Source organism: Pontibacter sp. GD7, from assembly GCF_058216375.1.
The window spans coordinates 19,647-33,661 of sequence record NZ_JBYZMP010000013.1; the positions used below are offsets into that span (position 1 = coordinate 19,647).

The 14,015-nt window shown below is 47.6% G+C and carries 10 protein-coding genes; 7 read left to right on the forward strand and 3 right to left on the reverse strand.

Features of this window, described 5'->3' with window-relative positions; translation table 11 throughout:
* Positions 1-438 precede the first annotated feature (438 nt).
* The 6 genes from AC4BAP_RS16920 to AC4BAP_RS16945 all read left to right on the forward strand — a co-directional run bounded on the left by AC4BAP_RS16920 (position 439) and on the right by AC4BAP_RS16945 (position 5,747).
* Positions 439-585, forward strand: a complete 147-nt coding sequence (locus AC4BAP_RS16920) for a hypothetical protein (protein ID WP_490583856.1) — start codon at positions 439-441, stop codon at positions 583-585.
* A 148-nt stretch (positions 586-733) separates the two neighbouring features.
* Positions 734-1,867, forward strand: coding sequence for a glycosyltransferase (locus tag AC4BAP_RS16925; protein WP_490583857.1), 1,134 nt, complete (start codon positions 734-736; stop codon positions 1,865-1,867).
* Positions 1,868-2,034: 167 nt separating this feature from the next.
* A complete protein-coding gene (locus AC4BAP_RS16930; RefSeq protein ID WP_490583858.1) occupies positions 2,035-2,604 on the forward strand; it encodes an NUDIX hydrolase in 570 nt (189 codons plus the stop codon).
* A gap of 508 nt (positions 2,605-3,112) precedes the next feature.
* Positions 3,113-3,691 carry a nitroreductase family protein gene (locus tag AC4BAP_RS16935; RefSeq protein WP_490583859.1) on the forward strand — a complete coding sequence of 193 codons (579 nt, stop codon included), beginning with the start codon at positions 3,113-3,115 and terminating at the stop codon, positions 3,689-3,691.
* Positions 3,692-3,705: 14 nt separating this feature from the next.
* Positions 3,706-4,422, forward strand: a complete 717-nt coding sequence (locus tag AC4BAP_RS16940) for a pirin family protein (RefSeq protein WP_490583860.1) — start codon at positions 3,706-3,708, stop codon at positions 4,420-4,422.
* Between the two features lie 140 nt (positions 4,423-4,562).
* Positions 4,563-5,747, forward strand: coding sequence for a serine hydrolase domain-containing protein (locus tag AC4BAP_RS16945; protein WP_490583861.1), 1,185 nt, complete (start codon positions 4,563-4,565; stop codon positions 5,745-5,747).
* Positions 5,748-6,465: 718 nt separating this feature from the next.
* Here the strand turns inward: AC4BAP_RS16945 and AC4BAP_RS16950 are convergent.
* The 3 genes from AC4BAP_RS16950 to AC4BAP_RS16960 form a co-directional block, all read right to left on the reverse strand.
* The gene (locus AC4BAP_RS16950) at positions 6,466-9,741 is read right to left on the reverse strand and encodes an amidohydrolase family protein (RefSeq protein ID WP_490583929.1); all 3,276 of its coding nucleotides are present in this window, start codon (positions 9,739-9,741) and stop codon (positions 6,466-6,468) included.
* A 208-nt stretch (positions 9,742-9,949) separates the two neighbouring features.
* The gene (locus tag AC4BAP_RS16955; protein WP_490583862.1) at positions 9,950-11,392 is read right to left on the reverse strand and encodes a hypothetical protein; all 1,443 of its coding nucleotides are present in this window, start codon (positions 11,390-11,392) and stop codon (positions 9,950-9,952) included.
* 169 nt (positions 11,393-11,561) lie between these two features.
* The gene (locus AC4BAP_RS16960; protein ID WP_490583863.1) at positions 11,562-12,866 is read right to left on the reverse strand and encodes a M20/M25/M40 family metallo-hydrolase; all 1,305 of its coding nucleotides are present in this window, start codon (positions 12,864-12,866) and stop codon (positions 11,562-11,564) included.
* Positions 12,867-12,960: 94 nt separating this feature from the next.
* Between AC4BAP_RS16960 and AC4BAP_RS16965 the strand changes: the two genes are divergently transcribed.
* Complete coding sequence (locus AC4BAP_RS16965) at positions 12,961-14,013, forward strand: AI-2E family transporter (RefSeq protein WP_490583864.1); 1,053 nt, start codon at positions 12,961-12,963, stop codon at positions 14,011-14,013.
* Positions 14,014-14,015 lie beyond the last annotated feature (2 nt).

Genomic DNA, 14,015 nt, shown 5'->3' on the forward strand with positions numbered 1-14,015 from the left:
TTTGAGTTTATTAAAATCCAAACTGCCTGCCCTTGCTGCGTGTTATCAACAGCAAGTATAATAGCCAGCCCCTTAAATTGTTGGTGAAAAACACCAACAATGGCGGATTCGATTTCTTTTAGCCAAAATCCTAAACAGCTTCATAGGCAATGGCGATACCATGAAGTAAAGCCCACTTTAAAATTGTTAAAAAAATATAGTGATAAACCAACGGAAATTTATGGTAACGCGTAAGAGAGTGCACCGGAATTGAGAGGAAGTTGTAACCTGCCCGGTAAATGCTGCGCAAAACGTGCAAAGCTGATGGTTGCCGGAACCGATAAAAGTATATATCTGCAAGCAGGTATACTTTCAAACTGAAATTTACACTTACTGAACTTAACCGATTCTCCAGTAAGCGATCTTCAAATAAGCATCAATAGTATAAGTTAGCCTCTGATGGCATGCGTTATTCCTTTGTATAGTGAGTACTCATATTTATACTTTAAACGATACAGCCTGAAACTACAGGCCAACAAACTTAGCAACCTGAACGACATCAACAGCTTTGTTGCCATACCAGACAATGCAGGAAATTATACTTGATACGAGGGCACTGACCATGGTGTCTTATTTAGTTAAAATGAACAGCATATAACTTGGCTTAATGGCATCGACTGGATGCTGTGAAGGCAAAGCCAGAGCTGTTGCTTCTGAAAAATGCATTACAGGGGCGAGGATGATAAGATAACAGATGTATAAGATAAATTTTACGGAAGATAGAAGTATGGAAGCACATCACCCTTCAAAGATTTTAATGACAGCCGATACCGTTGGCGGCGTTTGGAATTACTCGCTGGAGCTGATAAGAGCTCTGGGACCATTTAAAACAGAAGTAGCCTTGGCAACCATGGGCGCACCCTTAACAGAGGAGCAGCGACGCCAGGCCGATGAGATAGACAACCTCACCGTTTATGAAAGCAAGTATAAGCTGGAGTGGATGGAGGATGCCTGGGAAGACGTTGAAGCTGCCGGAAAATGGCTGCTGGATTTAAAAGATGAAGTTGAACCTGACCTGGTGCATCTGAACAGTATGGTGCATGGTGCCCTGGACTTTGGTGTGCCTAAAGTGGTTGTAGTGCATTCGTGTGTGCTTTCGTGGTGGAAGGCAGTGCATGGCGAAGACGCTCCGCGGGAATGGGATAAGTATAAAGAACTTGTAACAAGAGGGCTGCAGTCTGCGGATATGGTGGTGGCCCCAACCCAGGCCATGCTCAATCTGGCCACTTCGCTTTACGGACCGTTCAGGAAGAGCACAGTAGTTTACAATGGCCGGGGGCAGCATGGTTTTCAGTTTGGTAAAAAAGAGCCCTTTGTGTTTAGCATGGGCCGGGTATGGGATGAGGCCAAGAACATTTCGATGCTGGCGCACATTGCCTCCGAGCTGCACTGGCCCGTATATATTGCCGGCGACGATAAGCACCCGGCTACAGGCAAAACCATAAATCTGGAAAACGTACATTTCCTGGGGCAGCTGTCTGAGAAAGAAGTGTCTGACTGGTTGTCCAGGGCATCTATTTATGCGTTGCCGGCCAAGTATGAGCCGTTTGGTTTAACTATTCTGGAGGCTGCCATGTCGGGTTGTGCGCTGGTGGTGGGTAAAACCGAGAGCCAGGCCGAGATTTGGGGCAATGCCGCCAAATACGTAAGCCCTAACGATGCCGATGAACTTCGCGACACCATTAACAACCTGATAGACGACGAGTTTGGCAGAAACATCATGGCCTGCCGCGCTGTTAAACGCTCCCATGGCTACACGTCTACCCCAATGGGCCAGGACTATGATCATATTTACCGCCAGGTAATGAAACAGACCGTAACGGTATAGACTCCGAAAGTATGGATCAGGAGTAGCCGTGATCTTTACAACGGATTACTACCGGCGTTTCTTGTATGCTCTGGAATCTGGTTTAACTAAATCAAAATATAGTAGCCGCACTTGCAAAGCAAAAGCAAGTGTGGCTTTTTTACGTGAGTAAAGTATAAATTGCAGCTATGTCAAGTAATCAGCACATGCCAACCCCCAAGCCCTGGAAAGTTCTGAAATCTGAACTGGTTTTTGATGAAAAATGGTATACTCTGCGACGTGATGAGGTAGAATTACCAAACGGCAAAGTGCTGGATGACTATTATGTAAGCGTACGTCCGGATGTGGTGCTCACTTTCCCGATCACAGAAAATGGCGAAGTTATATTTGTGCGCCAGTACAAGCACGCCGGGGCAAATATCTTCACGGAACTTCCGGGAGGCGTTATAGATGAACACGAGCACCATCCCGCAGATGCAGCCAAACGCGAAATGCTGGAAGAAACCGGCTATACTTCCGATGACCTGGAACTACTGGCAGAGGTAATTGACAACCCAACCAAAGACACCAACAAAATATATTTTTACCTGGCCCGCAACGCAAGAAAAGTAGCCGACCAAGACCTGGACGAAACCGAAAACATTGAAGTGCTAAAAATACCTGTCTCAGAAGTAGAAGGTATGGTGCTTCGTGGAGAAATCTGTGTCTCAGGGTCTGTTGCACTGTGCCTGCTGGCTTTAAGAAAACTGGAAATTTAATTGTTGGTTGTTAGTTATTGGTTATTGGGGAATGTAAAGACGCTATTATCGTTGATCGTTGTTCGTTGTTAGGAAATGTAGAGACGCAATACTTTGCGTCTTGTTTGCTACTGTGCGGTAAGCTTCAATATTGAATATTAATCTGTAGAGACGCAATATCTTGCGTCTTGCCAGCAACAAGGCAATAAGTTTCGTTACTGGTTATTGGTGTTTTATACGCTATATTTTGCGTCTTATACTTCCAGAACGCCACCAGGCTGACTTTATCAACACTGCCAAAAGTATAAAGTATACCTTTAGCCTGAACTCGCCCTGAGCATTTTATAGAAATTACCTTTATTTGGTATCAGCTCTACTAACAAAACCTTTCACCTACACTTACTCGGCTTTCAAAGTATAAAGCCGGAACTCTCAAAACAAAATACATGTTGTGTTTGTACATTAAATGTATGTACATTAAATTTGAATCGTACATTAAAGTATAGATTAAAACAATAAATTGAGCAACATGACAACAACAGAAAATAAAATAGCGGTACACAACCTGATAGAGAAGCGCTGGAGCCCAAGGTCCTTTGAAAGTACAGCTGTAGGGGAGGTGCAATTGGAAGCTCTTTTTGAGGCAGCACGCTGGGCACCCTCAGCCATGAACGAACAGCCGTGGCGCTTTATCCATGCCACCCAGGACGATCCTGAAGCGTATGAAAGACTTTTGAATTGCCTGGTAGAAGCCAATCAAGTATGGGCCAAAAATGCACCTGTTCTTTTTCTGTCGGTTGCCAAAACAACGTATGACTTTAACGGAAATGTGAACGGCCACGCCTGGCACGATGTAGGGATGGCAACTGCCAACCTGGTGCTGCAGGCTACAGACCTGGACCTGCATGTGCATTTGATGGGCGGCTTTAGTGCAGACAAAGCACGAGTGGCACTTGGAATACCAGATGGTTATGAGCCCGTAGCAATGGGTGCGATTGGCTATGTAGGAGATCCGGAGGCTTTGCCGGAGCATTTAAGAGCAAGAGAGCTGGCACCAAGGCAGCGAAAGCCACTGCAAGACATTGTGTTTAACGGAATCTGGAAATAATAAAGCATACTGCCATGAGCAAAAAAGTAATTCATAAAGCCGATACCCGTGGCCACGCAAACCACGGCTGGCTGAACTCTTACCATAGTTTTAGCTTTGCAAGCTATTATAACCCGGAACGCATGGGTTTTGGTCTGCTGCGTGTCTTAAACGACGATACCGTAGCACCCGGCATGGGGTTTGGCGCGCACCCGCACGATAATATGGAGATCGTTTCTATTCCTTTGTCCGGGGAGCTGGCGCACAAAGACAGTACCGGCAATGAAAAGACCATACGCACAAATGAGGTGCAGATTATGTCGGCAGGAACGGGCATTACCCACTCAGAGTATAACCACTCTAAAACCGATGAAGTGAAGTTTCTGCAGATCTGGGTGTTCCCGAAAGAGCGTGACATACAGCCCCGTTACGAGCAGAAGACCTTTAAACCGGAAGATCGCCAAAACAAACTGCAAACTGTGGTTTCGCCGGAAAAGGACAATGGAGCCATCTGGATCAACCAAGATGCCTGGTTTACACTCGGCACGCTTAAGCCCGGTTTTTCAGAGGAGTATAAGCTGCGCAGCAAAGACCATGGAGTTTATGCCTTCGTGCTGGAGGGTGAAGTTGAGATCGACGGTGAAAAGCTGGGCAAAAGAGATGGAATGGGCATTTGGGATGCAGATAGCATTCAGATTAAAGCGGATGCGGAGACTGAGTTGCTGCTGATGGAAGTGCCGATGAAGCAATAGAGATCATTTAGTTTAGTATATTGGAAAGCCTGGTAACATTGTTGCCGGGCTTTGGTTTTATACTTTTACGGCATCAAATGGCAGTTCTTGATTCACTACTTTTTTTGTAGATTGACCTCTGAATAACATATGCTATAAACATGCTCAAGAATACCATATATTCTTTATTGCTGGCTTTTAGCTTAGGCGCTTGTCAGCAGCAGGCAACCCAAACAACCACTGCAACTCAGGCTGCCAGCCAGACAAGTAAATATTATTACCCCGGCAAAGGCGATGACTGGAAGTATAAAAAGCCGGAAGAGGTAGACATGGATGCTGCTTTATTGCAAGAGGCTGTAGAGTGGGCCAAGCAACAGGAAACCACCCAGATCGAGAAAGACTTTTCTACACAGAAAGAGATATTCGGGGAGCCGCTGGGGCCGCTGCCGGCCACCAGGGCCAACACCAACGGCATCATCCTCAAAAACGGTTACATTGTGGCCGAGTGGGGCGATACCAAAGCCGCAGACCCTACCTACAGCGTGGCCAAAAGTTTCCTCTCTACCATACTTGGCTTAACCATAGACCGAGGTATGATCCAAAGTATAAGCGACCCAGTGGCAAAGTATGTAAAGGATGGTGGCTACGAATCAGAGCATAACAGCAAGGTAACCTGGGAGCACCATGCCCGCCAAACATCAGAATGGCAGGGCGAAATGTGGGGTAAGAAGCATGACTTTATAGGAAAAGAAGCCTTTGGTCGTGGCGAACGAAAACCGCGTGAATTGCAGGAGCCGGGTACTTTCTACGAGTACAACGATACGCGCATTAACCGCTTTGCCTTATCGTTGTTGCGTTTGTGGGAGAAACCGTTACCGAAGGTTTTAGAAGATGAGATCATGGACCCGATTGGCGCTTCTGAAACCTGGAAATGGGTTCCTTACAGAAATTCTATAGTAGAGATAAACGGCCAGCAGATGCCATCGGTGAGCGGCGGTACGCGCTGGGGCGGCGGCCTCTGGATCAGTGCACGCGACGAAGCTCGTTTCGGTTACCTGTTCCTGCGCAATGGCCGCTGGGAAAATAAGCAGCTGGTATCAGAAAAGTGGGTGAAAGAGGCGACTACCTCCCGCGGCACTGTTGGCCCCGATTACGGTTACCTGTGGTGGCTGAACACCGAAGGCAAAGCCTGGCCCGATGCCCCGACTACCAGCTACGCAGCCTTAGGTGCCGGACAAAATACCGTTTGGGTTGATCCCGAGCATGATATTGTTATTGTTTGGCGCTGGCATGATGGCAAGCAGAACGAGTTGTTTAAAAGGGTTTTGGCGGCGGTGAAGGAGTAGTTGGTTGTTGATTATTAATTGTTTGAAAAACAAGATGTGGGTATGGCATGAGTATTCGCGCTTGGGTACTGTTATGATATCGACGATAAAAGTATCTCTCAGTTCATGATCTCTCCTTTAAGATGCTAATTTGTCTTTGGCTGGCTTTTCGCCTCGCCGGCTGGGCCCTACTTTTTTTCTTGACAAAAAAAGTAGGCAAAAAAGTCAAGACGATTTTGTTTTTCGAGGGCCCCTACCCCCACTCGCTGAACGCTCAAACAAAAAATCGTCGTCTGTGCACCTAGTAAATATCGTCTCTTAGGAGGATAAGTTTAAAACACACCCCTGCCCCTCTCAAGAGGGGAATCCGACACCATAAGCTTATAATTTGTTTCCTGTTGCAAAGGCTCCTACTAAGCAGTGTCGATCCCAGCCTTTGGGTTGAGCGCCTTCTATTGTTGCGGTGCTGAGCTTGCTCAGCAGCCCGCAGCGGAGCGAGGAGCAGCTTCAATAGACAGCGCGATGCCCGAAGGCGAGGCCTCGCGGCCTTGAGCGCACCAAAGCCAAAGGTAAAACGATAGGCAAGCAAGACTGAGGAAAGACATAAACTAGATAGAAAGGCGGGGTTAATTTATCTCAAATAATCACTTTATACACACTCATGATTCAGTAACTACAAAAACAAAAAGCGGCTGCCCCATCTGGAGCAGCCGCTTTTTTACTTTATACTTATAATTTCTTAGTGGCGACAAGTGCAATGCTCACCGGCTATGCCTTCGAAGCGGGTATCAGTACCTTCATGCCAATCAAAGGCAGTAGCAGTACGGCTGTTTTCCCACCAGAACTTACCCGGCTGCTTGTTGTAGTTGCCCATTTCTGCCATGGTAGCGGCATTGTACAGGCGACCATTCACCATCGTATACTTCACGTGCTCGGTGTTCTGGATATTCTCCAGCGGGTTCTGGTCCAGCACGATCAAATCGGCTAGTTTGCCGGTTTCCAGAGAGCCGATTTCCTTGCCCATGCCCAGGTACTCAGCACCGTTCAGGGTAGCGGCGCGAAGTGCTTCCAGGTTCGTCATGCCGCCTTGCTGCAGCATCCAAAGTTCCCAGTGCGCGCCTAAGCCTTGCAGCTGACCGTGAGCACCCAAGTTTACTTTTACACCAGCATCTGTCAACTGCTTGCAAGCTTCTGAAGTCAGGATGTGGCCGTGCTTATACTCTTCGTCTGGCACCAACGTAACTCGGCGCGAACGGCCATCGATGATGGAGCGTGGCGTGAATTTAAGCAGGCGTTCTTTGTCCCAAGCGTTGGTTTTTTGGTACCAGTAGTACTCACCGGAGTTACCACCATAGTTCACGATCAGGGTAGGCGTGTAGCCAGTTTCAGAGGCTTTCCATACTTCTACCACGTCTTTGTAAAGCGGCGCAACCGGGATGTTGTGCTCAATGCCTGAGTGGCCGTCCAGGATCATGCTCATGTTGTGGAAGAACGTAGAACCACCTTCCGGTACCACCGTCATGTCCAGTTCGCGGGCAGCCTGAATTATTTGCTGGCGCTGCTCACGGCGTGGCTGATTGTAGCTCTTCACCGAGAAACCACCGATTGCCTTTAAACGGCGCAGGTGCGAACGGGCATCGTCAATGCCATTTACAACAGCTTTAAAGTTACCGTCAGCACCATAAAGTATTGTACCCGTAGAGAAAATTCTAGGACCAACCATCGTACCGGCTTTCACGGCTTCCGACTGGCTGAATACCATCTCGGTGGTAGAAGAAGGGTCGTGGGTAGTGGTTACACCGTAAGCCAGGTTCGCATAGTATGACCATTGCTTCTGCGGACTCATACCCAAACGGAAAGTACCCAGGTGTGCGTGTACATCCACTAAACCAGGCATAATGGTTTTACCGGCAGCGTCAATTACTTTGGCATCTTTCGGAACGGTTACGTTTTTGCCTACAGCAACAATTTTATTGCCTTCAACAACTATAGTTCCGCCTTCAATCACTTCATCGCCTTTCATGGTAATGATGCGTGCGTTGGTGAAAGCTACTTTACCTTCTGGTGTATCTGTTTTGAGAACTAGGCCAATTTTAGTACCGGTTGTGTCGATGGCAGGTAGTTTATCCGGAGCGCCTTCCACAAACGTGAAGCGGTCTTTCAGGTCGTTTGAGAAATACTCATCGCCCAAAACCCAATTCACTTTTTTGCTGTCTGCAGACCAATGCACACTTGTACCGGCGTCGCGGGTGAAGCGGGCAACCGGAACTGCTTTCGTCTCGGCACTCAACTCAAGGCCAGAACCGTTGGCTGTGAACGGAGCCACATACCCGTTAAACAGCTCTACAAAGGCAATCCATTTGTTGTCAGGGCTTGGGTAGAACTGCTCGGTATACTTGGAAGTATAGTGTGTCTGCTCTTCCTTACCTTTCAGGTCCACGCTTTTAAAAGCATACTTGTCGCCGGCACGGGCCGTGAAGAAAATGCGATCAGAAGCAGCGTTGAAAAGTGGAGAAGAACCATTTTTCTGTACTAATGTAGGGTTATTGCCATCGGCAGTCATGTAGTAAATACCACGCTCGTTGCCGTGAGCATAGCCCATGTGGTTGTTGCCGCTTTCCTTGTTGTAAACGATATACTTACCATTTGGAGAGAACACTGGGTTAGCGTAAAATCCTTTTTCAGAAGTAAGTTTAACCGGCTTTGGATTTTTCTTACGGATGTCCAGCTTCATGATGTTACTGTAGCTGTCATCGTTCCAGGTAGCGTACACAATATACTTGCCATCCGGAGAGAAGGCAGGATAGAACTCAAAATCTGTGCTGTTGGTGATGCGCTCTGGCTTACCATTTGGCAGTTCTTTTTTGTAGATATGGCCGGCAGCATTGAACACCAGTAGCTTACCATCCGGAGAGGTTACTGCATGGCGAATAGCCTTAGCCTCAAACTGCTTCGGCGATACACCACCATTCTTGCTGAAATCGTGGCGCACGGCATCGGCAATGTAATGCGTGGCAGTAGCCTCGAAAGGTATGTTTGTTACTTTCTGCGTGGCTACATCTATTTTATTGATCTTGCCATTCGCCCAGTAAACGATGCTCTTGTTATCAGGTGTCCAGGAGAAAGACGGGTATACACCAAAAATGGCCCAGGCTTCCTGCTGGTCTTTGCTCAGGTTATCCGTGATCGGCCATTGCTCTCCGGTTTTCAGGTCCTGCACAAAAAGCACCGATTTGGTTCTTACACGGCGCACAAAGGCAATGTGCTTGCCATCGCGGGAGACAGTTGGGCGCACAGAGCCACCGTTTCCAGTTACAATGTTCTCTACCTCGCCTGTATTGCGGTCTACCCTGCGAATCACGTAGATCTGGCCGTTAGGGTCTTTATTGTACTCAAACGTAGAGCCGCCACTCATGTCTTCGGAGTAGTATACATACTTTCCCTCTGGCGACACGAAAGGCTCACCGGCGTCCTGCTGGTCGTTTTTACGCTTGGTCAGCTGCACGCCTGCGCCACCGCTTCTGTGGTACATCCACATCTCGCCGGCACCCAGCGAGCGGGTGTTGGTAAAGTGCTTACGCGCGATCAGGTACTCACCGTCCGGCGTCCAGACAGCGTTGTTCAGCAAGCGGAAATTCTCTGTCGTAATCTGCTTGGCATCAGAGCCATCGCGTTTCATGATCCAGATATTGTCGCCGCCGCCTTTATCCGAAGTATAAGAAATATACTTTCCGTCGGGGCTGAAACGTGGCTGCACTTCGTAGGCTCTACCGCCTAAAAGCTGCTTGGCCTTGCCACCTGAGATAGGCATGATGTAGATATCACCAAGCAGGTCAAACACGATCTCCTTGCCATCCGGACTCACGTCCAGGCTCATCCAGGTGCCTTCGTCGGTAGTTACATTGATTTCTTTTTCTTTTCCGTGGGCAGTATCCACTTTCCACTTCTTGTCTTCTTTTTTGTCCTGCGCTACTGCGGTGCCTAAAGGTAAAGCAAGAGCCGCTGCCAGGAACATACTCAGACAGGTACGTTTATGCATGGTAGGGTGAATTTAGATTGGTTTAGTTGTTTCTCAAAGATAAGCATTTGGCCTCAGATTAAGGGGATTTTGTGTATCGATTATGCTTCTGGGGTCTGTATAAATGATGTATCCTTGGGGTTCTTTGAGGTTATACTTACCGCAAAAGTTTAAAAGATTAATACAAAGGTCATGGGGAGATGGTTCAGAACATCATGCGGCCATACTTGTAGAATTCAGGGCCAATACCTACTACAATATATTCGTTACCGGATACTTTGTAAGCAGAGCAAGGGCGCAGGAAAAAACCATGGGCATTGCCGGATTCTGTGTCGTGCAAGGCTTTCCTGCTTTGGCTGCCATCTTTGTGCACAGATACAATAACCGGCGTTTTCCGGATCGCCCGTTGATCATACATGGCAATTCTATCATTTGCCTCGTAGTTATACTCAAAGTCGAGGTACAGGATTTGCAGCGTACCGTTAATGATGCTGGCAAAGTATGAGCGTATGGTGTTTTCTTTGTTAGTGCCGCTTTGCAGTTTATTGATGCTTGTGGTAAAGGCAGCGTTACCGTTCTTATTAAGCTTGGCCACAATGATGTCGTTGTTATGATAAGTATAATAACCGGCACCGTTTTCCCGGATACACACTTCACCTATCAGGTATAGGCTGCCGTCAGGCATTGGCATGATGTGGTCCAGGCTTAAGTGTCGTAACCGCTGGCTGTTATCATTATCAGGCTTAAGGCGTTTGTAATTGCTGATAAAGTCCTCGCTGAATGGGGTGTAGGCTACAACGCTTCTTTTCAGGTTATACTTATTTACACGATACAGGAAAGTGCCAACTGGTTCCGGGTTGTGGCTTGCCACAGTGTTGGACGGTGCCACATAACCCGACACAAGCATGCTGCCATTGGTGGCTAAAGCCATTTTAGCCCTGATTGGGCGGTAATCTGTATGCCCCATGGTCAGCCTGCTGTTTTTGCCGGAGTTCCTGTTAAACTGGTACAGGTAGTAGGCATTGGTTGCTGGGGCAGCCGCAGGTGCCCTTACAAGCATGTAAGAGGTACCGTCGTGTTGCAGCATTAGTTCCTCTATACTTCCCTCGCTTACCACGGTTTGCGACCATAGCGGGCGCAACTCCTGCGATAGTAAAGTAAATACCTGCTTATCGTCGCCGCCCACAGCAATGGCCAGAAATGCATCGTTCGGCGCAATGGCAACTTTCATGTTATCGCCGTCAGCATCCTCCATTACCAATAAAATATCAGAATTATAGTTGCCGTTATGCGTTATTTCCTGGATGTAAACATTTGTTTTTCCGGCGGTGTGGTGGCTGGACAGCATGTAGAGGTTATTGCGGAACATGATGACACAATGGAAGGAGCATTTGCGGCCATCAGGTGTTTTAGGAAGCAGGGCTACGGTCCAGAAGCTTTCATTTTGTGGGTTGTAGTGCTCGAGGGTAATCTGGTCATTAACGGCATAGGTTGCGAAAAATCCGTCCTGGTCAACCCCAATTATTTCCATGTTCTCTAGCTGCCCAAATTTTCTGTTTATTTTTTCTCCCCAGCTGAACTGTGGGTTTTGGGAAATAACTGGTGTTGTATAAAGTATAAATACAATATATAATAAAATTAACTTCATGGTGCCCTTACACTTATTGTATACGGGGTTTTATCTGCATAAGTATAAAAGAGTGCAATTTTTAAGTGAGAAACAATTGCTGAATATGGTTTAAATAAAGCTAAATATAAATAAAAAAGGAGGAATGATATAAACACGCCTCCTTTTAGTAATAGAAAATAGTTATATTTTATTGCACCTGTGTCTTGTCTACTCTGGTAGGGGTTTCCTTGCCGTTCACAACATTTTTAGAACCAATGGCGATGGCTTTTATCATACTTGTCATGTGGGCCATGTCTAACTGCTCAAACTCATCTTTTACAGTATGGTAGGTCTTGTCTTTGTCTATTTGCACCGAAGAGATAGTATGTGCAGGCACACCCAACCGGGCAAGGGTGGCATTGTCAGAGCGGTAGAAGAGGTTTTGCTCCGGGTATGGGTCCGGGTGTATGCTGAAGGCGGTGCCGGAAAGGCTGCTCTGCATCAGTTGGCCCAGGTTAGACCGCTCGTAGCCGGTTACATAAGCACTGTTTGGCCCGAATTTAGAAGGCTTGCCCACCATCTCGATGTTAAACATTGCCACAATTTCGTCGGGGTTTAGCAGTTCCGAAAAATGCCTGGAACCATACCCACCGATCTCTTCAGCGGCAAAGGCCACAAACAATATGCTGCGCTCCGGCTTGCCTTGCTTTTTGTAATGCTTTGCCAGTGTCATCATGGCGGTAATGCCGGAGGCATCGTCGTCGGCGCCGTTTGCAATGCTGTCGCCGTCTACTGGTTTTTGTATGCCAATGTGGTCGTAATGGCCCGAGAACACCACAAACTCGTTTTTGCGTTTGCCCTCTATCATGCCGCCCACGTTTGTCAGCTGCTTTTCCTCAATCTTGTTCTCGGCTGTAACCGCAAATGCAGGGGCGGTGGTTTGGTCGGTTAAAACGAATATCTTACTGCTGCCTTTGCCTGCCTCTTTAATCACAGAACCGGCGCGCAGGTGGCGCTGGTAAGCGGTAAACATAGTCTTATGGCCAGGGTGCACCAACACCAGCATGTCTTTATCAGATCTGCTCAGCTGCACAAATGCCTTTCTAAAGTCTTCACCTTCCGGTATGGTCACTGTCTCTACCTGTTGCGCCTGAGTCCAGTTTATACTTGGGTGGGTTGTTCTGGCAAACAGATTCTCGGCAGGCTGGCCAACACCATTCAGGCTAACCGAAATGGAAACAGGGGTGAAGTGGTATACTTTAAAAGTCTGCTTGAAATCTACCTCGCTGGGGAGTGGGGCAAGTTTAATTTTTCTGAATTCACTGGCTATGAAATCAGCCGCTTTCTCGCCTCCGGGCGTAAAAGATGCACGGCCCTGCATGTCATCAGCACTCAGTGTTTTCATCAGGCGGGTAACCTCAGGCTCCTCAATGCCTTTTAATTTCTGAGCCTCTGCCACACTGCAAAAGCACAAGGCTGTTAATGCAAGCGCGGTAATTTTTAGTTTCATCATAGTAGATAAGATTGAAGGAATTTGTGTAGATTATGTTATCGTTGCTTGTAAAATATAGGTAAAGGAATTTGAAGCTCTAATATACCTGATTTTTATGGATACCCAACCCAAAGTTGACTGGCTAAGGTTACTGTTATACATTGTGTTAACTGCAGTGATCTTATACGTTGGGCGCAACCTGTTCATTCCTTTAAGCTTTGCCCTGCTTATCAGTTTTGTGCTTTACCCGGTGTGCCGGTGGCTGGAGCACAGAAAGCTTCCGAGGTGGGCAGCCATTGGCGTTTGCCTGCTGCTGTTGCTGGTGCTGACTGGGCTAGTTGGCTGGCTGCTTGTAAGACAGATGGTAAGCTTTAGCCGGGAGTGGCCCGGCCTGCAGGCAAAGCTGATAAGTACCTGGCAGAAGCTTAGCGAACACGTAGAGCACTCCTACAGTATAGACACTGCCAGGCAACGGGCATGGCTCGAAAGTATGGCTGCCGATGCTTTTTCGTCGTTGTTTAGCATGGTGCAGGATCTCATCTACACGTCGGCTGTCGGGTTGGTGCTGCTGCTGCTGATACCCATTTACATTGCGCTTATACTTTACTTCCGGGAGCAGCTGGCGCAGGGCTTGTTTCTGTTGTTTAAGCAGGATGAACAGAAAAAGATAAGGGCCATACTTCACGAAACCATCACTACCTACTACAACTTTATCAAAGGTATGGCAATTGTGTACCTGGTGGTGGCCATCCTGAACAGCATCGGACTTTTACTGTTGGGTATTCCGCATGCCATTTTCTTCGGCACGGTTGCCTCTATACTTACATTTATACCCTATGTGGGCATCACCATAGGGGCTATACTTCCCATGGCCATTGCCTGGGTTACTTATGATAACATCTGGTATCCTGTTGGTGTGGTGGCGGTGTTTAGTGTGGTGCAGTACCTGGAGGCGAATCTTATTTTTCCGTGGGCGGTTAGTTACCGGCTACGGGTTAACATGCTGTTTACGCTGCTGGCCATAGTGGCAGGCGGTATACTTTGGGGAGCATCCGGCATGATCCTGTTTATCCCTTTCCTGGCTATACTTAAGCTCATCGCCGATAAGCACGAACAGATGGAGGTGATCTCGGTGCTGCTTGGCAACGGGAATGACCGACCCAGCTAAAG

Coding starts and splice junctions, on each gene's coding strand:
- AC4BAP_RS16935 (WP_490583859.1), top strand. CDS start 3,113: ATGACAACAACAGAAAATAAAATAGCGGTACACAACCTGATAGAGAAG.
- AC4BAP_RS16960 (WP_490583863.1), bottom strand. CDS start 12,866: ATGATGAAACTAAAAATTACCGCGCTTGCATTAACAGCCTTGTGCTTT.
- AC4BAP_RS16920 (WP_490583856.1), top strand. CDS start 439: ATGGCATGCGTTATTCCTTTGTATAGTGAGTACTCATATTTATACTTT.
- AC4BAP_RS16945 (WP_490583861.1), top strand. CDS start 4,563: ATGCTCAAGAATACCATATATTCTTTATTGCTGGCTTTTAGCTTAGGC.
- AC4BAP_RS16950 (WP_490583929.1), bottom strand. CDS start 9,741: ATGTTCCTGGCAGCGGCTCTTGCTTTACCTTTAGGCACCGCAGTAGCG.
- AC4BAP_RS16925 (WP_490583857.1), top strand. CDS start 734: ATGTATAAGATAAATTTTACGGAAGATAGAAGTATGGAAGCACATCAC.
- AC4BAP_RS16930 (WP_490583858.1), top strand. CDS start 2,035: ATGTCAAGTAATCAGCACATGCCAACCCCCAAGCCCTGGAAAGTTCTG.
- AC4BAP_RS16955 (WP_490583862.1), bottom strand. CDS start 11,392: ATGAAGTTAATTTTATTATATATTGTATTTATACTTTATACAACACCA.
- AC4BAP_RS16965 (WP_490583864.1), top strand. CDS start 12,961: ATGGATACCCAACCCAAAGTTGACTGGCTAAGGTTACTGTTATACATT.
- AC4BAP_RS16940 (WP_490583860.1), top strand. CDS start 3,706: ATGAGCAAAAAAGTAATTCATAAAGCCGATACCCGTGGCCACGCAAAC.